The organism is Amycolatopsis pretoriensis (assembly GCF_900107925.1).
GTDB classification, from domain to species: domain Bacteria; phylum Actinomycetota; class Actinomycetes; order Mycobacteriales; family Pseudonocardiaceae; genus Amycolatopsis; species Amycolatopsis pretoriensis.
Genome location: NZ_FNUJ01000019.1, coordinates 1 through 19,247 on the forward strand (window position 1 = coordinate 1; position 19,247 = coordinate 19,247).

23 protein-coding genes and 1 pseudogene are annotated in these 19,247 nt (G+C 72.2%); 13 read left to right on the plus strand and 11 right to left on the minus strand.

The window, feature by feature from the left end; genetic code table 11:
- Window positions 1–192, minus strand: a pseudogene (locus BLV96_RS47150) (cytochrome bc1 complex cytochrome b subunit); the annotation flags it as partial.
- 171 nt (window positions 193–363) lie between these two features.
- Here BLV96_RS47150 and BLV96_RS47155 point away from each other — a divergent pair.
- The 4 genes from BLV96_RS47155 to BLV96_RS47170 are packed head-to-tail and all read left to right on the plus strand — an operon-like array spanning window position 364 to window position 3,624.
- Window positions 364–1,731, plus strand: coding sequence for a TIGR01777 family oxidoreductase (locus BLV96_RS47155; RefSeq protein WP_086675841.1), 1,368 nt, complete (start codon window positions 364–366; stop codon window positions 1,729–1,731).
- Complete coding sequence (locus tag BLV96_RS47160) at window positions 1,728–2,201, plus strand: TspO/MBR family protein (RefSeq protein ID WP_086675842.1); 474 nt, start codon at window positions 1,728–1,730, stop codon at window positions 2,199–2,201. Before BLV96_RS47155 ends, BLV96_RS47160 begins: the two co-directional genes overlap by 4 nt.
- Window positions 2,201–3,121, plus strand: a complete 921-nt coding sequence (locus BLV96_RS47165) for an SDR family NAD(P)-dependent oxidoreductase (RefSeq protein WP_086675843.1) — start codon at window positions 2,201–2,203, stop codon at window positions 3,119–3,121. The genes BLV96_RS47160 and BLV96_RS47165 overlap by 1 nt, the downstream gene beginning before the upstream one ends.
- Window positions 3,122–3,147: 26 nt before the next feature.
- Window positions 3,148–3,624, plus strand: coding sequence for a 2'-5' RNA ligase family protein (locus BLV96_RS47170; protein ID WP_244180994.1), 477 nt, complete (start codon window positions 3,148–3,150; stop codon window positions 3,622–3,624).
- A 65-nt stretch (window positions 3,625–3,689) separates the two neighbouring features.
- Here BLV96_RS47170 and BLV96_RS47175 read toward each other — a convergent pair whose 3' ends face one another.
- Window positions 3,690–4,136 carry a nitroreductase family deazaflavin-dependent oxidoreductase gene (locus BLV96_RS47175; RefSeq protein WP_086675844.1) on the minus strand — a complete coding sequence of 149 codons (447 nt, stop codon included), beginning with the start codon at window positions 4,134–4,136 and terminating at the stop codon, window positions 3,690–3,692.
- Window positions 4,137–4,213: 77 nt separating this feature from the next.
- Window positions 4,214–4,663: a M15 family metallopeptidase gene (locus BLV96_RS47180; RefSeq protein ID WP_086675845.1), complete on the minus strand. Its 450-nt coding sequence runs from the start codon at window positions 4,661–4,663 to the stop codon at window positions 4,214–4,216.
- Between the two features lie 87 nt (window positions 4,664–4,750).
- Between BLV96_RS47180 and BLV96_RS47185 the strand changes: the two genes are divergently transcribed.
- Both BLV96_RS47185 and BLV96_RS47190 read left to right on the plus strand, forming a co-directional pair.
- Window positions 4,751–5,428, plus strand: a complete 678-nt coding sequence (locus BLV96_RS47185) for a response regulator transcription factor (protein ID WP_167379966.1) — start codon at window positions 4,751–4,753, stop codon at window positions 5,426–5,428.
- Window positions 5,421–6,515: a sensor histidine kinase gene (locus BLV96_RS47190; protein ID WP_086675846.1), complete on the plus strand. Its 1,095-nt coding sequence runs from the start codon at window positions 5,421–5,423 to the stop codon at window positions 6,513–6,515. Before BLV96_RS47185 ends, BLV96_RS47190 begins: the two co-directional genes overlap by 8 nt.
- Here the strand turns inward: BLV96_RS47190 and BLV96_RS47195 are convergent.
- The 5 genes from BLV96_RS47195 to BLV96_RS47215 all read right to left on the minus strand — a co-directional run bounded on the left by BLV96_RS47195 (window position 6,472) and on the right by BLV96_RS47215 (window position 11,459).
- Window positions 6,472–6,924, minus strand: coding sequence for a GNAT family N-acetyltransferase (locus BLV96_RS47195; RefSeq protein WP_244180995.1), 453 nt, complete (start codon window positions 6,922–6,924; stop codon window positions 6,472–6,474). The two genes, BLV96_RS47190 and BLV96_RS47195, sit on opposite strands and share 44 nt — an antisense overlap.
- 16 nt (window positions 6,925–6,940) lie before the next feature.
- Window positions 6,941–7,549, minus strand: a complete 609-nt coding sequence (gene vanX, locus BLV96_RS47200) for a D-Ala-D-Ala dipeptidase VanX (RefSeq protein WP_086675848.1) — start codon at window positions 7,547–7,549, stop codon at window positions 6,941–6,943.
- Complete coding sequence (gene vanA / locus BLV96_RS47205; RefSeq protein ID WP_086675849.1) at window positions 7,546–8,574, minus strand: D-alanine--(R)-lactate ligase; 1,029 nt, start codon at window positions 8,572–8,574, stop codon at window positions 7,546–7,548. Before vanA ends, vanX begins: the two co-directional genes overlap by 4 nt.
- Window positions 8,567–9,541, minus strand: coding sequence for a D-isomer specific 2-hydroxyacid dehydrogenase family protein (locus tag BLV96_RS47210; protein WP_167379967.1), 975 nt, complete (start codon window positions 9,539–9,541; stop codon window positions 8,567–8,569). The genes vanA and BLV96_RS47210 overlap by 8 nt, the downstream gene beginning before the upstream one ends.
- A 109-nt stretch (window positions 9,542–9,650) precedes the next feature.
- Complete coding sequence (locus BLV96_RS47215; RefSeq protein WP_208608543.1) at window positions 9,651–11,459, minus strand: arabinofuranosidase catalytic domain-containing protein; 1,809 nt, start codon at window positions 11,457–11,459, stop codon at window positions 9,651–9,653.
- Between the two features lie 549 nt (window positions 11,460–12,008).
- On the opposite strand from BLV96_RS47215, the gene BLV96_RS47220 reads away from it, so the two are divergent.
- Window positions 12,009–12,362, plus strand: coding sequence for a hypothetical protein (locus BLV96_RS47220; protein WP_086675851.1), 354 nt, complete (start codon window positions 12,009–12,011; stop codon window positions 12,360–12,362).
- A gap of 173 nt (window positions 12,363–12,535) precedes the next feature.
- On the opposite strand, the gene BLV96_RS47225 is transcribed toward BLV96_RS47220, so the two are convergent.
- Window positions 12,536–13,954, minus strand: coding sequence for a PLP-dependent cysteine synthase family protein (locus BLV96_RS47225; protein WP_244180996.1), 1,419 nt, complete (start codon window positions 13,952–13,954; stop codon window positions 12,536–12,538).
- A gap of 126 nt (window positions 13,955–14,080) precedes the next feature.
- On the opposite strand from BLV96_RS47225, the gene BLV96_RS47230 reads away from it, so the two are divergent.
- Both BLV96_RS47230 and BLV96_RS47235 read left to right on the plus strand, forming a co-directional pair.
- The gene (locus BLV96_RS47230; protein ID WP_086675852.1) at window positions 14,081–14,803 is read left to right on the plus strand and encodes an alpha/beta hydrolase; all 723 of its coding nucleotides are present in this window, start codon (window positions 14,081–14,083) and stop codon (window positions 14,801–14,803) included.
- On the plus strand, window positions 14,800–15,372 hold the full coding sequence (locus tag BLV96_RS47235; RefSeq protein ID WP_086675853.1) for a TetR/AcrR family transcriptional regulator: 573 nt from the start codon (window positions 14,800–14,802) through the stop codon (window positions 15,370–15,372). Before BLV96_RS47230 ends, BLV96_RS47235 begins: the two co-directional genes overlap by 4 nt.
- Before the next feature lie 18 nt (window positions 15,373–15,390).
- Here BLV96_RS47235 and BLV96_RS47240 read toward each other — a convergent pair whose 3' ends face one another.
- Window positions 15,391–15,999: a lytic polysaccharide monooxygenase auxiliary activity family 9 protein gene (locus tag BLV96_RS47240; protein ID WP_482746384.1), complete on the minus strand. Its 609-nt coding sequence runs from the start codon at window positions 15,997–15,999 to the stop codon at window positions 15,391–15,393.
- A gap of 234 nt (window positions 16,000–16,233) precedes the next feature.
- On the opposite strand from BLV96_RS47240, the gene BLV96_RS47245 reads away from it, so the two are divergent.
- Together BLV96_RS47245 and BLV96_RS51630 are read left to right on the plus strand one after the other, a co-directional pair.
- On the plus strand, window positions 16,234–16,533 hold the full coding sequence (locus BLV96_RS47245; protein WP_086675855.1) for an EthD family reductase: 300 nt from the start codon (window positions 16,234–16,236) through the stop codon (window positions 16,531–16,533).
- Between the two features lie 99 nt (window positions 16,534–16,632).
- On the plus strand, window positions 16,633–16,986 hold the full coding sequence (locus tag BLV96_RS51630; RefSeq protein ID WP_143051161.1) for an RNA polymerase sigma factor: 354 nt from the start codon (window positions 16,633–16,635) through the stop codon (window positions 16,984–16,986).
- Here BLV96_RS51630 and BLV96_RS47255 read toward each other — a convergent pair.
- Window positions 16,962–17,528 (minus strand): TetR/AcrR family transcriptional regulator, encoded by a 567-nt coding sequence (locus tag BLV96_RS47255; RefSeq protein ID WP_086675856.1) that lies wholly within the window; start codon window positions 17,526–17,528, stop codon window positions 16,962–16,964. The genes BLV96_RS51630 and BLV96_RS47255 overlap by 25 nt on opposite strands.
- Window positions 17,529–17,666: 138 nt before the next feature.
- On the opposite strand from BLV96_RS47255, the gene BLV96_RS47260 reads away from it, so the two are divergent.
- A complete protein-coding gene (locus BLV96_RS47260) occupies window positions 17,667–18,215 on the plus strand; it encodes a hypothetical protein (RefSeq protein ID WP_086675857.1) in 549 nt (182 codons plus the stop codon).
- Between the two features lie 26 nt (window positions 18,216–18,241).
- Window positions 18,242–19,219: a hypothetical protein gene (locus tag BLV96_RS47265; protein ID WP_086675858.1), complete on the plus strand. Its 978-nt coding sequence runs from the start codon at window positions 18,242–18,244 to the stop codon at window positions 19,217–19,219.
- Window positions 19,220–19,247 lie beyond the last annotated feature (28 nt).

Here is a 19,247-nt window from a genome sequence, read left to right on the forward strand (position 1 = left end):
CAGGATGATGAAGCTGTAGAGCGCGATCTCGCCCAGCAGGAACGACCAGTGGGTCGGGAACACCTTGTTCAGCTGGTGCCGCAGGCCCTTGGCCAGGTGATAACGCTGGTCGGCGTTGTCCGCCGCGTCGCCCAGCGCTTTCTCGACCGGGCTCGACCCCTTGGTCGGCGTCGGCGTCGTGAGTGAACTCATCGGCCTCTCTCCCCGCTGGGTAGGTCCCTCCGATCGTCACACCGGTGTGCCGCGAATGCACGCGGTTGCATCGAAGATGAATCGCTTTGTAGGCGGCAAGATCGGCGGAAAGTGGGCGGTCGAGCTACGCTGCTGGCAGTTCTGCGTCGAAACTGCATCGGAGGTGCGGGCGTGGTCTTCGAGTACTCCGGCGTGGTCGCCGCGCCCGTCGACGAGGTGTTCGCCTGGCACGGCCTGCCCGGCGCGATCACGCGGCTCACCCCGCCGTGGCAGCCGGTGCACGTCGGCGCCGAGGCCGCGTCCCTGCGCGACGGCACGGCCGAGCTGGTCCTGCCCGGCGGCCCGAAGTGGCTGGCGGCGCACCAGGCGGGCGGCTACCACCCGCCGCACCAGTTCGTCGACCGATTGGCCACGCCGGTGGTCTCCGCCGTCCTGCCGTGGCGGCACACCCACCGGTTCGAACCGGACGGCCCCGACCGCACGGTGGTCACCGACCGCGTCGAGACGCCGGTGCCGGCGGCGCTGCTGCGGTCGATGTTCGCCTACCGCCACCGGCAGCTGGCCGCGGACCTGGCCGCGCAACGGCGCTACTGGCACGAGCCGCTGACCGTCGCGGTGACCGGGGCGAGCGGCCTGGTGGGGACGGCGCTGACGGCGTTGCTCACCACCGGCGGCCACCGGGTCGTCCGCCTGGTCCGCCGTCCCGCGCGCACACGCGACGAACGGACGTGGCACCCCGAGGCGCCCGCCGCCGACCTTCTGTCCGGGATCGACGCGGTCGTCCACCTCGCCGGCGCCTCGGTCGCCGGGCGGTTCGGCGAACGCCACCGGCGGGCCGTGCGCGACAGCCGGATCGGCCCCACCCGGAAGCTCGCCGAACTGGCCGCCCGCACCCCGGACGGGCCGGGCGTGTTCGTCTCGGCGTCCGCGGTCGGGTACTACGGGCCGGAACGCGGCGACGAGGTCCTCACCGAAGACAGTGACCGCGGCGAAGGGTTCCTCGCCGACGTCGTCGACGACTGGGAGGGCGCCGCCGGACCCGCGGTGGCGGCCGGCATCCGCGTGGTCTGCGTGCGCACGGGCCTGGTGCTCAGCCCACGCGGGGGACTGCTGCGGCTGCAGCGCCCGCTGTTCGCCGCCGGGCTGGGCGGCCCGCTCGGGACCGGCAGGCAGTGGACGCCGTGGATCGGCCTCGACGACCTGACCGACGTCTACCTGCGCGCGCTGACCGACCGGGCGCTCGCCGGCCCGGTCAACGCCGTCGCCCCGGAACCGGTGCGTAATACCGAGTACACCCGGGTACTCGCGCGAGTGCTGCACCGTCCGGCGGTGTTGGCGGTGCCGTCGCTCGGGCCGCGCGTGCTGCTCGGCTCCGAGGGCGCCCGCGAACTGGCGCTCGCCGACCAGCGCGGGTGCCCGCGGCGGCTGCTCGACGCCGGGCACGAATTCCGCCACCCCGACCTCCGGGACGCCCTCGCCCACGTGCTGGGTGCCACCCCGGGCGTCCCGGCCCGACCGACCGCAGGAGAACCGGTATGACCACCGTGCACCGTCCCGCTCCGCCGCTCGCCCTGGCCGGGTTCGTCGCCGCGGTGGCCGTCGTCGCCGCCGTCGGCAGCCTGGCCGCCACGCAGTCGCGCGCCGTCTACTCCGGGCTGGCGCAGCCGCCGTGGGCGCCGCCGTCCTGGCTGTTCGGTCCCGTGTGGACGGTCCTCTACGTGCTGATCGCGGTGTCCGGCTGGCTGTTCTGGCGCACCGGGGCGCCGCGCCGCGAGTTCGGCTGGTACGCGGCGGGCCTGGTGCTGAACGCGGCGTGGACGCCGTTGTTCTTCGCCGCCGGCGCCTACACGCTGGCCCTGGTCGAGATCGTCGTGCTGGACGTGGTGATCGCGGCGACCGCGCTGGTGTTCCGCCGCCGCTCGACGGCGGCGGCTGCCCTGCAGCTGCCGTACCTGGCGTGGACGCTCTTCGCGACCGCGCTCAACACGGCGATCGTCGTCCTGAACTGATGCTCGACACACTGCTCGACCGCACGGTCGCCGTCGGCTATTCACGGCTCGGTCACGCGCTGCGCCGGCGCACGTGGGCGGCGGACGACCCCGCGCCGGACGCGCTGCGCGGCCGGGTCGCCCTGGTGACCGGCGCGAGTTCCGGCCTGGGCGAGGCCACGGCCACCGGACTGGCCCGGCTGGGCGCGGAGGTGGTGCTGGTGGTCCGCGACCTCGGCCGCGGCGAGGCGGCCCTCGCCCGCGTGCGCGCGGCCGTGCCGGGGGCGAAGGTCCGGACAGCCTTGTGCGACGTCGCTTCGTTCGCTTCGGTGCGGGACTTCGCGGCCCGGGAGTCGCATGTGGACGTTCTGGTGCACAACGCGGGGGTGCTCCCGCCGGAGCGGACGGAGAGCGTCGACGGGCACGAAGTCACGTTCGCCACGCACGTTCTCGGGCCGCTGTTGCTGACCGAGCTGCTGCGTCCGGCGTTGCGCGACGCCCGGGTGATCTTCGTGTCGTCCGGCGGGATGTACACCCAGCGGCTCGCGGTCGACGACCCGGAGTTCCGCGAAGGCCGGTACCGCGGCGCGACGGCGTACGCGCGGACGAAGCGGATGCAGGTCGAGCTGACGCCGTTGCTGGCGGAGCGCTGGCGGGCGGACGGGATCGCCGTGCACAGCACGCACCCGGGCTGGGCGGACACGCCGGGCCTCGCGGATTCGCTCCCGGCGTTCAGGCGGCTCCTCGCACCGGCGCTGCGCACGGCGGAAGAAGGGGCGGACACGGCGGTCTGGCTCGCGGCGACCCGGCCGGGGCCGTCATCGGGGCGGTTCTGGCACGACCGGCGGGACCGGCCGACGCACGTGCTTCCCGGAACGCGTCCGGCTCCGGGCGAGGCGGAGCGTCTGTTGCGGTACTGCTTGGCGGCTGTGGGCTTGTGAACGCCCCGGTCGTTGTGACGTTGGCTGTGGACGACGTGACTCAGTCGGCGTGGGATTCCTTGCGCCGGGCTTGGTTTCCGCCGGAGCGGCTGGTCGTCGGGGCGCATGTGACGTTGTTCCACGCCTTGCCCGGGGTTCATGAGGACGAGATCGTTGCCGATTGTGCGGTGGTCGCGGGGGAGACCGGGCCGTTCACGTTCGTGGTGGATGGCGTTCGGTCGCTGGGGCGTGGGGTTGCGCTCGTTGTCCGGGCGCCCGAGCTGGTGGCGGTGCACGCTCGGGTGCGGCGACGGTGGGTGGATTGGCTGACGGCTCAGGACGCGCAGCCGTTGAAGCCGCATGTGACGGTGCAGAACAAGGTGAGTCCGGAGACCGCGGCGGCGACTTCGGCGGCGCTGCGCGAGGACTTCGGGCCGAGGGAGGGCACGGCGGTCGGCCTGGCGGTGTGGCGGTACGTCGGCGGCCCGTGGGAGCCGGTCACGACGCTTCCCTTCGCCGGCTGAGCCCCGGGGGCCGGGCTCGGACGAAGTCGCGCCGGGCCGATGGCGTCCAGCCCCCGCAGGGACCGTCAGCCGCGCGGGGTGAGCAGGACGACCGGGATCACGCGCTCGGTCTTCGTCGCGTACTCCGCGTACAGCGGGAAGATCTCGACCATCCGCGGCCAGAGGGCTTCCCGCTCGGCCGGCGACGCCACGCGGGCCCGGGCGGTGAACCGGCGGGCGCCGACCTGGACCCCGACGCTCGGCTCCGCCTGGAGGTTCTTGAGCCACGCCGGGTCCTCGTCGGCGCCGGCCTTGGAGGCGACCACGACGAAGTCGTCCCCCGACGTGCCGTAGATCAGGCAGTTGCGGCGCGGCTCGCCCGTCCGGCGCCCGGTCGTGGCCAGCACCAGCGTGTACACGCCGTTCGATTCGTGGCCTTCGGCGCCGTCCGAGGCCAGGTAAGCGCGGGTCTGCTCGGCGACCCAGTCCCAGCTCGAGTCGGCGGCGCGGTCGAGGTCGGCGGCGACGGCCATGGTGGCGGTCCTTTCGTGTGGTCGGTCCTGCTCGATCGTGCCGGGGACGGAGCCGGTCCGGCGTTCTCGACACGCGCTCAGCGCCGCATCCGCGGATCGTGCGACGGGTCGGGGTACAGCGGCGGGCACCCCCGCTCGACGGCTTCGGGCCGCAGCTCGTAGTGCCACGGCTCGTTGCGGTAGATCTGGCACAGCCCGTACCCGGCGCCGTGCTCGGCCAGCCACGCACGGGCGTCGGCCGGTCCGACGTCGACCGCGGCCCCGGCCACGTGCGCCGACGTGCCGGGCGTGGCCACCCAGCGGGCGGCCGCCGCCGGCGAGCCGTACTTCGCGACCGCCTCGCGGAACAGGTGGGCCTGGTACTGCGGGGAGCGCCAGCCGCCGTTGACGACGAACCCGCACGTGGCGTCGGCGGCGGCGCGGCGCAGGGCGCCGAGCAGGGCGGGGTCGAGGTTGACCACGGCCGGGGCCGTGTCGTCGAAGACCGGGACCGGCCGGGGGACGGCGCCGTGCGCGGTGAAGTCCATGCCCCCAGTCGAGTCCGCGGGGCGTTGCCGGCCCGTATGCGGTTTTCGATAAGCCGGCGATACGGGCCCGCTCGTAGCATCGGGGGCATGCGTGTGCTGGTCGTCGAGGACGAACCCTTCCTGGCCGAGGCGATCCGCGACGGGCTGCGCCTGGAAGCGATCGCCGCCGACATCGCCGGGGACGGCGACACCGCGCTGGAGCTGCTGAGCGTCAACGCCTACGAGCTCGCGGTCCTCGACCGCGACATCCCGGGCCCGTCGGGCGACGAGGTCGCCGAACGCATCGTCGCCTCCGGCAGCGGCATCCCGATCCTCATGCTCACCGCCGCCGACCGGCTCGACGACAAGGTCACCGGCTTCGAGCTCGGCGCCGACGACTACCTCACCAAGCCGTTCGAGCTGCGGGAACTCGTGCTCCGGCTCCGGGCGCTCGACCGCCGGCGCGCCCACAACCGGCCGCCGGTGCGGGAGATCGCGGGCCTGCGGCTGGACCCGTTCCGCCGCGAGGTCCACCGCGACGGCCGGTACGTCGGGCTGACCCGCAAGCAGTTCGCCGTGCTGGAGGTCCTCGTCGGCGCCGAAGGCGGGGTCGTCAGCGCCGAAGAGCTCCTCGAGCGGGCGTGGGACGAGAACGCCGACCCGTTCACCAACGCCGTCCGCATCACCGTCTCCGCCCTGCGCAAGCGGCTCGGCGAACCCTGGCTCATCGCCACGGTGCCCGGCGTCGGCTACCGCATCGAGGCTCCGGGCGGCGACCGTGGGTAGGAAGCCCGGCCTGAGCGTCCGCCTCAAGCTCACCCTCAGCTACGCCGGCTTCGTCATGGTCGCCGGGGCCCTGCTGCTCGCGGCCGTCGGGCTGTTCCTGCTGTACTACCAGCGGCTCGGCTTCGAGACCATGCCGGTGGTGATGTCGCCGCCGGGCCGGGTCCTGATCCGCGGCTTCGCGCCGTCCGCGATCGCCGTGCTGATCTTCCTGCTGGTGTTCGGCCTCGCCGGGGGCTGGGTGCTGGCCGGCCGGATGCTCGCGCCGCTGACCCGCGTCACCGACGCGACCCGCCTCGCCGCCGACGGCTCGCTTGCGCACCGGATCCGGCTCCCGGGCCGCAAGGACGAGTTCCGCGAGCTCGCCGACGCCTTCGACACCATGCTGGAGCAGCTCGAATCCCACGTCACCGCCCAGCAGCGGTTCGCGGCCAACGCGTCCCACGAACTCCGCACACCGCTGGCCGTGACGCGGACGCTGCTCGAGGTCGCCCGCAAGGACCCCGGCCGCGACGCGGGCGAGCTCGTCGACCGCCTGCACGCCGTCAACACCCGGGCGATCGACCTCACCGAGGCGCTGCTCGTGCTCAGCCGGGCCGGCCGGCGGTCGTTCGCCCGGGAAACCGTGGACCTGTCGCTCACGGCCGAGGAAGCCGCCGAAACGCTGCTGCCGCTCGCGGAAGAACGCGGGGTCACCATCGAGACGTCCGGCGAACCGGCCCCCACGCTCGGCTCGCCCGCGCTCCTGCAGCAGCTGACGACGAACCTGGTGCACAACGCGATCGTCCACAACCTGCCCGGCGCGGGCACGGTGTGGGCCACGACCAGCGTGCGTCCCGGTGGCGTGGTGCTCACGGTGGAGAACACCGGCACGGCCTTGACACCCCGGCTGGTGTCGACGCTCGTCGAGCCGTTCCGCCGCGGCACCGACCGGATCCGCACCGGCGACGCCGGCGTCGGGCTCGGCTTGGCGATCGTCCACAGCATCACCCAGGCCCACGACGGGACGTTGACGTTGACACCGCGCGACGGCGGCGGCCTCCACGTCACGGTCCGGCTGCCCATCTGCGTTGCCCGGCGGCCGCGGTGAGGTCCTTGAAGTAGCTGTGCGAGGTCGACGTGCGCAGGTAGCCGAGATCCTCGTAGAACGGGTGGGACTCGGGGCGCACGACGTTGGACCGGACCACGATCGCCGGCAGGCCGTGCCGGGCCGCCCACTGCTCGGCGGCGCGCACGAGAGTCCGGCCGAGGCCGGACCGGCGGGCCGCCGCGTCGACGACCAGGCCGGTGAGCTCGGCGTGTTCGTCCTGGTGCAGCAGGGCCGGCCGCCGCTCCACGCCGGCGTAGCCGTCGATGCGGGCGCCGTCGGCCGCGACGAACACCTGCCGGGTGGCCGAATCGAGGATGCCGGCCAGCCGGCGGGTCACGGTGGCGGGATCGCTCGGGTACCCGAGCTGGGCCAGCAGGCCGGCCAGCCGCGGGGCGTCGGCCGCCCGCACCGGGCGGATCTCCCGGCTATCCGACGGGGAAGTCAAAGTACGTGTCCGGGTAGGGCTCGTCGGCCAGGGAGTAGTGCCACCACTCGCGGTCGTACCGCCGGAACCCGCTCGACTCCATGACGGAACAGAGCTCCTTCCGGTTCCGCGCTTCGGTTTCGGTGAGCCCGCCCGCGCCGTGGTGGGAGATCGCGTCCATCAGGTCGTGGTCGCCGCCCATCGGGGCGAGGTCCCCGGTGTCCAGGTGGTACAGCGTCAGATCGACCGTGCTGCCCCGGCTGTGACCGGATTTCGTGGCCACGTAACCCTGTTCGAACATCTCCGCCCGGTCGATCTTCGGGTAGTGGCGCGGTTTCGTCCGGCCGTCCTCCGGCCGCCGGGACCAGCGCACGAAGCAGTCCACCGCGCGCTGCGGGCGGTAGCCGTCCCACAGCAGCAGGCCGAACCCCCGGGACGCCGCTTCCTCCCGCGCCCGGCGCAACGCCGTGCCGAGCGCCCGGGTGCCGACCACCCGGTTCGCCAGGTAGCCGTCCACCGGCTTGCCGGTGAAGTTGTCCCAGGTCGCGTACTTGGCGTCCCAGCGGATGCCGGGGGCGAACTCGTCCACGAACACGAAGTCGTCGTTCACCGCGGATTCCCTTTCAGCGCCGGCGAAATCACCCGGTCGAGCACGTCGCCCAGCGAGATCCCCGCGGCGGCCATCATCCGCGGGTACCGGCTGTAGGACGTCAGGCCGGGGAGCGTGTTGACCTCGTTGAGGACGACGGTTCCGTCCGCCTTCAGGAACATGTCCACCCGGGACAGTCCCCGGCAGCCCAGTGCGCGGTAGACGGCCTTGGCCGTCTCCAGGACGAGCGACCGCGCCTCGTCCGGAATGTCGGCGGGGACGATGAACGTCGAGTTCTCGGAACCGCTTTCCGGGTCGTCCTCCTGGTGGATCTTGAAGAACCCGTGGGAAAGCGCGACCCGGTCCAGCTCGCCCGTGCGCAGATCGGGGCCGTCACCCAGGACGGCGCAGCCGATCTCGCTGCCGGCGACGGCCTCTTCGACCAGCACCTTCGAGTCGTACTGCCGCGCGATGTCCACCGCCCCGGCCAGTTCTTCTTCACGGGTCACTTTGCTCACCCCGAAGGAAGATCCGGACCGCGCCGGTTTGACGAACACCGGGTAGGTGAGCTGATCGGGATCGACCTTCTCGTCCGCGGTGACCGTCCGGAACCGCGGAGTCGCGATCCCGGCGGCCTTCACGGCGAGGTACGTCAGGGATTTGTCCATGCACAGGGCGGAACTCTGGACGTCACAGCCGGCGTACGGAACGCCGGCGAGTTCCAATAAACCCTGCGTCGCTCCGTCCTCCCCGAGCCGGCCGTGCAGCAGGGGCAGCACGACGTCGAGGCGGATCGTCTCGTACTTCCCGTCGTCGAGGACGAGCAGGCCGTGGACGCCGCGGTCCGGCGAGAGCACGGCCGGCCGGCTGTTTTCCCAGCCGGGGCCGTCGCACAGCAGCCAGGCGCCGGCGCGGGTGATCCCGATCCAGTACGGCTCGTACTTGTCGAGGTCGAGGTGCTTCGCGACCTCTTGTGCGGATTTGACGGAAACGGGGTGCTCTTCGGTCGATCCCCCGAAGATGATTCCGACCTTCACCTTATCCATGTCGCAGCTCGCTTTCGAAGGTCAGGCAGTTGATGAGGCTGTTTTCGACGGTGTCGCGCAACGCGTGGTCGGTGTAGTACGCGGTGTGCGGGCTGATCAGCACGTTGGGCAGGCTCTGCAGGCGCACCAGCAGGTCGCTGTCCGGGGGGTCGGTCCGGTGGTCGGCGTAGAAGACCCCTTCCTCCCCTTCGAGGACGTCCAGCGCCGCGCCGCCCAGCCGGCCGCTTTCCAGCGCTTCGACCAGCGCCCGGGTGTCCAGCAGCGGGCCGCGTCCGGTGTTGACGACGACCGCGCCGCGCTTCAGCCGCGCGATGCGGCGGGCGTCGAGGAGGTGGTGGGTGTCCGCGGTCAGCGGCGTGTGCAGCGTGACGACGTCGCTCAGCTGCAGCAGCTCGTCGAGCGAGGTGTAGTCGGCGGAGTTGCGCGGCCGGATGTCGTAGGCCAGCACGCGGCAGCCGAAGCCGCGCAAGCGGTCCAGCACCGCCACGCCGATGCGGCCGGTCCCGACGACCCCGACGGTCAGGTCGCGCAGTTCCTTCCCGCGCACGTCGTGCAGCCGGTAGTCGTACACGTCCGTGCGCCGGAGCAGGGCTTTGACGTTTCGCGCGACCATCAGCATCAGCATGACCGTGTAGTCGGCCACGCTGTCCGGGGAATAGGCGACGTTCCCGACCTCGATGCCCACGCGCTTCGCGTGGTCGACGTCGAGGTGGTCGAACCCGATGCTCCGCGTGGAGAGGTACCGCACGCCGGCCCGGCCGAGCGCGCTCAAGGTGGCGTTCGTGATCGCGGTCTTGTGCGCGACGCTGACGCACCGGTTTCCGTGCGCCAGAACGACGTTGGCTTCGGAAACCGCGGCGCCGGTGATGGTCGGCACGACACCGCAGCGAGGCGCGAGCTCACGGAACAACGCGGCCTCGTCCGGCTCGCAGCCGTAGATCGTGATGCCCAGTGCCGTGTCGGTCATGCCCGCCAGTCAAGGCGAAGCGGTGTTGCCGGCACGTATGCGTTTTCCGATACGCCGGCGATAAGCGAGCCGCCGCGGAAGGACCGCGGCGGCTCGCTTCAGGGAGGGGTCAGAGCAGCGCGAACTTCTGCGCCGCCGAGCTGTTGCAGTCCCAGATCTGCAGCCGCGTCCCGTTGCCGGTGGCGCCGTTGGGGGAGTCGAGGCAGCGGCCCGACTGCGGGTTGCGCAGCGAACCGTCGGCCTGCTGGTTCCACACCTGGCCGCCGACACCGTTGCAGTCCCAGAGTTCGACCTGGGTGCCGTTGGCCGTGCCGTTGCCGTTGATGTCGAGGCAGCGCCCCAACGTGCGCAGCGCGCCGCCGGAGAGGTGGAACCAGTGCTGGTCGACGGCGAAGGACTGGCAGTCCCACAGCTGCACCGCGGTCCCGTTCACGCCGTGGTCGTCGCCGGCCACGTCGACGCACTTGCCGCCGGGGCCGGTGACCGGACCGCCGCCGGTGACGGAGAACTTCTGCGCCGCGGAACCGTTGCAGTCCCAGATCCGCAGCCGGGTGCCGTTGGCGGTGGCGCCGTCGGGGGAGTCGAGGCAGCGGCCGGACTGCGGGTTGCGCAGCGAGCCGTCGGCCTGCTGCACCCACTTCTGGCCGCCGACGCCGTTGCAGTCCCAGAGTTCGACCTGGGTGCCGTTGGCCGTGCCGTTGCCGTTGACGTCCAGGCAACGGCCCACAGTGGACAGTGACGAGTCCGCGTTGTGCGCCCAGTGCTGGTCGGCCGCGTTGGCCTGGCAGTCCCACAGCTGCACGGCGGTGCCGTTGCTCCCGGTGTCGTCGCCGGCGACGTCGAGGCACTTGCCGCCGGGCCCGGAAACCGTGGCGGCGTAGGGCGGGGTGCCCGTGCTGCCCGAGTAGCCGACGGAGACCACATTGGACTGGACGGCGTCGTCCGCGGCGTCGGTCGGGTAGCCCGCGGTCATCACGCCTTCGAAGAACGAGCCGATGGAGGCGTTGCTGTTGTCGCCGCCGGTGCCGAGCACGATCGAGCCCTCCTGGTGCATCGGCGTGTACCCGCCCGAGGGCAGTGCGCCGTTGTACCAGGTGGTGAGGCCGCCGCTCTGGGAGTTGCCGCCCTTGAGCGCGAAGGTCGTCTGCCCGTTGTTCTTCAGCAGCGCGGTGACGAACGGGGTCGCGTTGCCGCGGTTGGCGGTGTTGGAGCGGTTGCCCTGGAACAGGCCGTTCTCGAGGTCGCCCGCGACCCACGGGCCGATCCCGGTGCAGGGCGGGAAGTAGCAGGTGGTGCCGAGGTTGACGGCGTCCATGTGGCCGTTGCCGGTGTCGGCGATCTGCGCCTCGACGTTGCCGTAGTCGAAGCAGCAGCCGCCGTTGACGTGCGTGCCGCTCGCGACCATGTACATGCCTTCGGGCTGTCCGTTCCGCGCGACGCCGGCGCCGACGTAGTGGCGGTAGCCGGTGCCGGGGGAGACGTAGACGCCGTAGACCTTGTGCCCGCCGGCGGTGACGGGAAGAGCGGACGCGATCGCGGCGACGTCCTGCCCGCCCGCGGTGCCCGGGCCTTCGACGGTCAGGTCGTTGTGGCGTGGCGACTGGTCGTAGATGACGGTGATGGTGCACGTCGTCCCGGCGCAGAAGGAATCCTGCGCGGCGGCGTTGGCGTACCCGCCGGCGGCGAGCAGGCCGATGTCCGTTTCGGCCCGGTCGGAGGCGCGTTGCACGCGGTAGAGCGCGCCGCCGTAGGCCGAATAGAGGGCACGGGTGGTGCTGTGCGCGGCAACGCAGGCGGTCCCGGCGGAACCGTAGATGTCGCACGGCAAGGAGCCGGCGGCCTGCGCGGGAGCGCTCAGGCCGAGCACGGTACCGAGGACGAGCAGGAGGGCGGCGAGCAGACTTCGACCGGCGGGCACGGGGGACCTCACTCTCGAGCCGCAGGTCAGCGACCCGGGCGGATTTTTACAACGTTGTATTTCCGGGAGAGAAGGGTGACGCGGGGGAAGCGATCGGGATGGGGGAAGGGTAGGGCCGGGTTCTCGGCCGTGTCAACGCTGTGGTCCAGTCCACCCACCGGACGGCCTATCGGCAGCCGGCGCCTCGCGTACCGGGCTGCGGAGTGTGACCGCGGAGGCCGGCCGGCGGCCGCGGTTCCGGTTTCGATTTTCGCCGGAAGGCGGAGGCAATTCCCCGGGCGGTTCCGGCCGCCGTTCAAAAGCGGCGGACGACGCGCCGCCTTTCCTGGGTGATCGTGTTCTGAACAGCTGTGCGATCCCGTTTCCCCGCCACCGGCGGAATCAACTCCATCGGGGCATCCGTTCCCCGGTCAGCGGCCTCCGCGGCGCACACGATGGTGGATCCGCGCGGAAACGAACGGCATTTTTCAGTACGTTTCCCCCATCCGGGACGGCCAACACACCTTGTCGCGGTCCCGGTCGTTTCGTACGTCTACTCGAGGAGTTTTCATGCTGAAGAAGCTCGGTATCGTCGTGGCCGCCACGGCGGCGGGCGCGTTCCTGGCCGGCGGCGTCGCCGCCGCCGGCACGCCGGACCACCACGGTCACCACGGCCACGACCACAGCAGCCAGCTGGGTCTGCTGAACCTGAGCAACACCGACGCGCTGCACAACGTGAACGTCACGCCGGGCATCTGCGACAACAACGTCAACGTGCTGGGCGTCCAGGTCCCGGTCCAGAACTCCCTGAACGGCATCGGCGTGCCGATCCTTTCGCCGGGCGGGAGCGAGGCCAACGGCGAGAACCCGGAGAACTGCGCCTCCGGGGCCATCGCCGACGGTGGCACCAGCCAGGACAACTGAGTCCCCGCGCCGCGGCCGCCCGTTGTGTGTGCGGAAGCCGGCCCTGGCGCGGAATCCGGCGTAGCACCCGCAAGCCGTACTGCGTGCCCGGAACAGGGAGCGAGCTGCACACTCCGGTTCCCCGTCCCGGGCACGCCGCGGCTTCGGGTGTCCGCCGGCCCGGGTGGGGCCGGTCACGAGCCGGCCCCACCCCCGTCCGGCGCCGGCTCGAGCTGTCCTTTGTGGACGGCTCCGACGACCCGCCCGTCGGACAGCAGCCACGCGGCTTCCCGCCCCCCGAGGCGATCCGCGGCCGCGGCCCGGGTCTCCCCGAGCCCGATGGCCGGCAGGGTGCCGCCGACGTACCCGGTGATCGGGTCGCCGGGCCGCACGACGCCCGCCTCGACCGCCCGGCGGAGCTCGCCCACGTCGAGCGTCCCCGTCACCTCCGCGACCGACGGCGGTTCCGCCGACGCCCGCGGGCCCACCGGCCGCAGTTCGTGTCCGCCGGCCGAAGCGAGCGCTTCGCCGGCCGTCGCCGATTCCCGCAGACCGGGCGCGGCCGCCGGGAGCGGGCCGACGACGTCGGCGACCGTCAGCTCACCCGCGTGCCCGACCGGAACGCCGAGGCGGTCCAGCCACCCGTCGTCGTAGTACTTCGACAGGTACGACCGGCCCGAATCCGGGACCACGACGACGACCAGGTCGTCCGGGGACAACCCGGCGGCCACGCGCAGCGCCACGGCCACCGCGGTCCCGGCCGAAGCGCCCAGCAGCAGACCTTCTTCCCGCGCCAGCCGCCGGGTGACCAGGATCGACTCGCGGTCGCCGACCGGCACGACCTGGTCGACGACGTCGAGGTGGTACGAGCGCGGCCACAGGTCCTCGGCGGTGTCCGGGTGCCGGTAGTGCCCGATGCTCTCGACCAGGTACGGGCTGCCGTCGCCGCCGGAGTAGACCGAGTGCTCGGGATCCGCGCCGACCACCCGCACCCGGCCGCCGCTGACCTCCTTCAGGTACGCCCCGGCGCCGCTGATCGTCCCGCCGGTGCCGACCCCCGCGACGAAGTGGGTGAGCCGGCCGCCGGTCTGGCGCCAGATCTCGGGTCCGGTCGTCTCGCGGTGGGCGGCCGGGTTGGCCGGGTTGTCGTACTGGTCGGCGAGCCAGCCGCCCCGCTCGTCGGCGATCCGGCGGGCGAGCTGCCGGACGTGCGCCGGGTCTTCCCGCGGCACCGTCCCGGGCGTGGTCACCACTTCGGCGCCGTACGCGCGCAGGATCGCGATCTTCTCGCGGCTGGTCTTGTCGGGCACCACGACGGCCAGCCGGTACCCGAGCTGGGCGGCCACGATCGCCAGCCCGATGCCGGTGTTGCCCGAGGTGCCTTCGACGATGAGCCCGCCGGGTTCCAGGGCGCCCGAGCGTTCCGCGTCGAGCACCATCGCCAGCGCGGCCCGGTCCTTGACGCTGCCGCCGGGGTTGAGGAACTCGGCCTTGACGTACACGCGCGGCCCGCCGGGTGGCGCGATCCGGGCCAGCCGGATCAGCGGGGTGCCGCCGATCGCGTCGAGCACGGAGTCGAACGCGTCGATCTCGGCGGGTTCTTCGGCTGCCACGCGCGCTCCCTCGGGTCGGTGCTCCCCAGCTGTCCCCGCCAGCGTGCCAGAAGCCCGCGTTGCCTAAGTGGGACGGTGTCCCGTATCTTAACCGGGACAACGTCCCACTTCAGGAGATGAGCGGTCATGACGCTGACGTACGTACTGGTCCACGGGGCCTGGCACACCGGGCAGGCCTGGGCGCGGGTGGTGCCGCGGCTGGCGGCGAGCGGCCGGCGGGTCTTCACCCCCACGCTGACCGGCTACGGCGAGACCGCGCACCTGCTGAGCCCGGACGTCGGGCTCGGCACGCACACCGCCGACGTCGTGCGGCTGCTCGAAGAAGAGGACCTGCGGGACGTCGTCCTGGTCGGGCACAGCTACGCGGGCATGGTCGTCTCCGCGGTGGCCAACCGGGTGCCGGAGCGCATCGCGCGGCTGGTCTACCTCGACGCGATGGTGCCGGCCGACGGGGAGAACGCGTTCGACGTCATGCCCATCCCGCGGAGCATGCTCGGGACGGGCTGGCGGATGCCCCCGCTGCCCGAGCTGCCCGCGCCGTTCGGGCTGTTCGGCGTCACCGATCCCGGCGACGTCGCCTGGGTGCGCACCATGCTGTCCGACCAGTCGGTGCGGTGCCTGGAAGAACCCGTCGTCCTGGACAACCCCGCGTTCGCCGCGATCCCGCGCACGCACATCCACTGCACGGTGAAACCCGAGGGCTTCGACCGGCGTCCGGTCCCCGCCGTGCAGCCGAACGGCGAGCCCGCGGACGTGCGGGAGCTGGCCACCGGGCACGACTGCATGATCACCGCGCCCGGCGAGCTCGCCGGGATGCTGCTCGACGTCCCGGTTAGCATGCCGGTGTGACCGATTCCCGTGCGGCGGCCCCGCAACGCGCGGACGCGCGGCGCAACGCGTCGAACGTCCTCGAGGCCGCGGCGGCGGTGTTCGTGACGTCGGGGGTCGACGCCCCGATCCGGGAGATCGCCGCACGGGCCGGGGTCGGCACGGCGACCATCTACCGCCACTACCCGACCCGGGCGGACCTGATCCTCGCGGTGTACCGGCTGCAGGTGGAGTCCCTGGCCGAGGCCGGCCCGGCGTTGCTGGCGGCCGAGCCGGGACCGCACGAGGCCCTGACGAAGTGGATCGACCGGTTCGTCGACTTCGTCATCACCAAGCAGGGCCTCGCTTCGGTGCTGCAGTCCGACGAACCGTGCTACGACCCGCTGCACGCGTACTTCCTGGAGCGGCTCGGCCCGGTGTGCACGGAGTTGCTGGAGGCGGCGGCCGAGGCGGGGGAGATCAACCCGGGCCAGGACGCGTACGAACTGATGCGCGGAGTGGGCAGCCTCTGCGCGGGCAGCGCCAAGGGCTACGACGCCCGCCACCTCGTGCAGCTGCTGGTCGACGGGCTGGCGGCCCGGCGCTCCTGAGCGCCGGGCCGCCATTCCTCAGCCGAAGTCCACGTCACTGCACCACATGTAGGTCTGGTCCTGGTGCGATGCCTGCCAGATCGTGAACACGACGTGGTGTCCCCGGTACGAGCCGGACGTCTGGACGGTGAAGGTGATGTCCTTCGCGGGTGCGTACTTGCCGGTCTGGGTGATGAAGTCCAGGTTGCCCCACCCGAGTCGCTGGGTGGCCGGGTCGAACCCGTTCTTGCTGATGTAGACCCGGAGGTAGTCGGCGCCGTGGCTCGCCTGGTCGTACAGGTGCATCGAGAAACTGCTGCCGAGGCTGGTGGTCCGCCACGCGCCGGGAGTGTTCAGGGAGTTGTTGCGGGAGAGGGCGTTGCTGCAGAGCTGGCCGTCCGGGGTTGCGCCCTGGAAGTCGCCCTTGAGTCCGTCCCGCAGCGCGCTCATCCAGTTCCACATGGTGTCGGCGTTGGCCTGGAAAGCCTGCCAGCACATGGGGTCCTGCTGCTGCATGGCCGGGTTCGTGTGCTGGCTGCCCCAGTCCTGCCAGCACTGGTAGGCGCGGGTGGCGGGACCGACGATGGTGCCGTGCGCGGACGCCGCCGGGACCCAGATGAGCAGTCCGGCGAGGGTGGCGACGATCAAGGTGAGGACGCTCCGCCGGCGGGTGCCGGACCTGGAGCTTCGGTGAATACGCATGAATGGGCCTCCATTCTCGGGATGAGCGTGGTGATCCATGGGAGCGCTCCCAGCGTGCTGGGGAGCTTATCGGGCGCCCGGCAAAAGTTCAACCAACAGTAAAGGCGTGCGGTTGGACTGTTCCGCACTTCCCGCGTTGTGCCAGGCTGGCGGAGAACCGATCCGGCCGAGAGGAACGCGATGCACCGGCTCACCGTGCTCTACCCGCCGCCCGCCGACGAAGCCCACTTCCGCGAGTACTACGTCCGGACGCACCTGCCGCTGGCCGAGAAGCTCCCGGGCCTGGTGGCGTCGCAGTACTCCTTCGACGTGGTTTCACTCGGTGGTGAGAGCAAGTACTTCGCCGTGTTCCACGCGGACTTCGAGTCGGCCGAGGCGATGGCGGCGGCGCTCGGCTCGCCGGAGGGCAAGGCCGTGTCCGCGGACGTGCCGAACTACGCCTCCGGTGGCGTGGAGCTGATCCACTACCCGCTCGGCTGAGCCCGCCGTGAACCTGCTGCCGTCCGGTGCCGGCTCGCAGGAGCCGGCCGGCCCGGACGCGAGCGACGCGGTGGTCGACCGGGAGGTGCTCGGCGATGCCTGGGCGCGCTGCCGGTCCGGGAACGCGAGGTGCTCCTGCTGTTCTCCCTCGAAGACCTCTCGCTGGACGCGTGCGCCCAGATCCGCGAAGTGCCGGCCGGCACCGTGAAATCGCGGCTCAACCGCCATCCTCGTCGCGATCGGGCCGGCGTGGGCGGCGTTCGGCACCTGGGCGGTGACCCGCCGGGCACCGCTGTTCGCCCGCGACCGGGTGGTCGCCGGCCGGCTCCGGGCGGCGGCCTGGCTGCTGGTCGCGCTGGTCATCACCGCGCTCCGGCTGCGGGCCGTCCGGCGCGGGCGGGCCGCGCTCCTGGGCCGGAAGGAGGAGCTCACCCGCGGGATTCGCTCCGGTAGGACAGGAGCCCCTCCACGCCGCGGAGGAACGTTTCGCAGACCGGGGCCGGATCGCTGAGGCAGCCCGCGGCCATGGCGCCGTCGCGCAGCATGACGAAGTGCCTCGCCGCGGGCTCGGCGGCCGGTTTGCCGGTCTGCTCGAACAGTTCGGTGACGCTCCGCAGGAACCAGTGCCGGTGGGCGAGGACGGCCTGGTGCACCGGGTGCGCGGGATCGGGGTACTCCGCCGCGGCGTTGAGGAACGCGCACCCGCGGAACCCGGGTGACCGGATGCCGTCGGCGATCGACCGGGCGACCGCCCGGACGGCGTCGTCCGAGGAGTCCGCGCCGGTGCGGGCGACCTCCACGCCGGCGCGGATCGCCTGGTCGGCGGCGCTCAGATAGGCGACCAGGAGGTCGTCCTTGCTGGGGAAGTGCCGGTAGAGCGTGGCCCGCGTGACCCCCGCGTCGGCGATGACCCGGTCGATCCCGACCGAGTGCAGGCCCTCCGAGTAGAACAGCCGGGTCGCCGAGGACAGCAGCCGCGCTCGTGCTTCGGACACTCTCGATTTCCCTTCGCTCGGTGCTTCCCAGCCTAGCAGATAGAACGGTCGGTCTTGACGAGGCCGCCGATGGGCTGCCATAGTCGGCATCACGAGATAGAACGATCTGTCTACCTCGCTTCGACGAAGGAGAGCCCCATGGAAACGAGTACCGCCCCGGCTGTCACCCGCACCGCGAATCCCTTGCGGCGCTTGTACTTCACCCGGTTCGCCTTCGCGCTCGTGTGGGCCGGGCTGCTGTTCGCGACGGCGTCGAGCCTGGGGCCGGTCAGCGTCACGCTGCTGGTGCTGTACCCGCTGTTCGACGTGGCGGCCGCGGTCGTCGACGCGCGCTCGTCGAAGACGGGCAAGCCGGTGGTGGGCCTGTACGTGAACGTGGCGATCAGCCTGCTCGCCGCCGCGGGGCTGGCCGTCGCGGTCTCGTCCGGGATCCCGGACGTCCTGCGCGTGTGGGGTGCCTGGGCGGTCGTGGCCGGCCTCGTCCAGCTCGGTGTCGGCGTCGTCCGCCGCGGCCTCGGTGGCCAGTGGCCCATGATCCTCAGCGGCGGGATCTCCGTCCTGGCGGGGAGTTCGTTCGTCCTGCAGGCCACAAAGGACGGTGCGTCGCTGACGACACTGGCCGGGTACGCCACGCTCGGCGGCGTCTTCTTCCTCGTCTCCGCGTTGCGGCTGAAGGCGGCCCGCTAGGCTGATCACCGGGCTGGGGAGGGTCGATGAACCGGAAGTTCCTGCTGATACTCGTCGTGCTGCTGGCGATCGTGCTGTTCCCGTTGGTGCGCGGGCTCGTCTCGGGGTTCGGCGCGCCCGGTGCCGCGCCGGCGCCGGTGACGCCCCCGGTGGACGTCGAGACCGTTCCCGGCACGGGTGCCGCCACGGGGTTCGACGCCTGCGCCGTGCTGGGTCCGGACGTCGTCGCGGCGGCGGGCCTGAAGTACGCGTCCGCGGTCGTGAAGACCGAGGGGCCCGGGGTGAACTCCTGCGGCGGCCCGGTCGAGCCCGGCTCGGGCCCGGAGGTGCTCCTGACGGTCGGCGAGCAGAAGGTGAGCGGCGCGGCGACGAGCCACGGCATCCGGTACGAGCGGCAGGACGGCGGCCTCGACGTCGTGGTGGTCTTCCCGGCGGCGAAGCTGCAGCTCACCCACTTCGCGGTCGTCCCCGGTGGCGAGGGCGTGCTGGCCAAGCTGATCGACGGTGTCGCCGCGCGGCTCGCGGCCGGGCCGAAGCCGGCACCCGGGTACCACTACCCGGCGCCGTACGACCTGACGGCGAAACCGTGCGACGCGTTGCCGGACGGGCTGTTCACGGCGCTCACGGCCCACCCGGCGGCCGGCTCCCGGAGCGAGACGTTCACGCTGCGCGAGGCGTTCTCGGTGTCCGGCAGCAACATCAAGATCAGCTGCGCGCGCGAGTCCGCGGCGCGGGAGACGGTGATGGTGACCCAGACGATCTACCGCGACGCGGACGCGGCGGCCGCCGAGACCCGGTTCCTGTGCGAGACCCAGCCGGGCTGGACGGCTTCGCCGGCCCCGATCGGGGACTCCAGTTGCGCGTCCCCGGGGGCTGGTGGACAGCGGCAGGTTCTGTTCCGTGCGGGGCGGGACCGGGTGGTGGTCGAGTACCGGGCCGATCACCCGCCGGCCGGGGATTTCGTTGCTACCGCGGGGAAAGTCTACGAGTCGCTCCCGCGCTGACGGGCTGTTCGGGGGAGCGGGCCGGGCC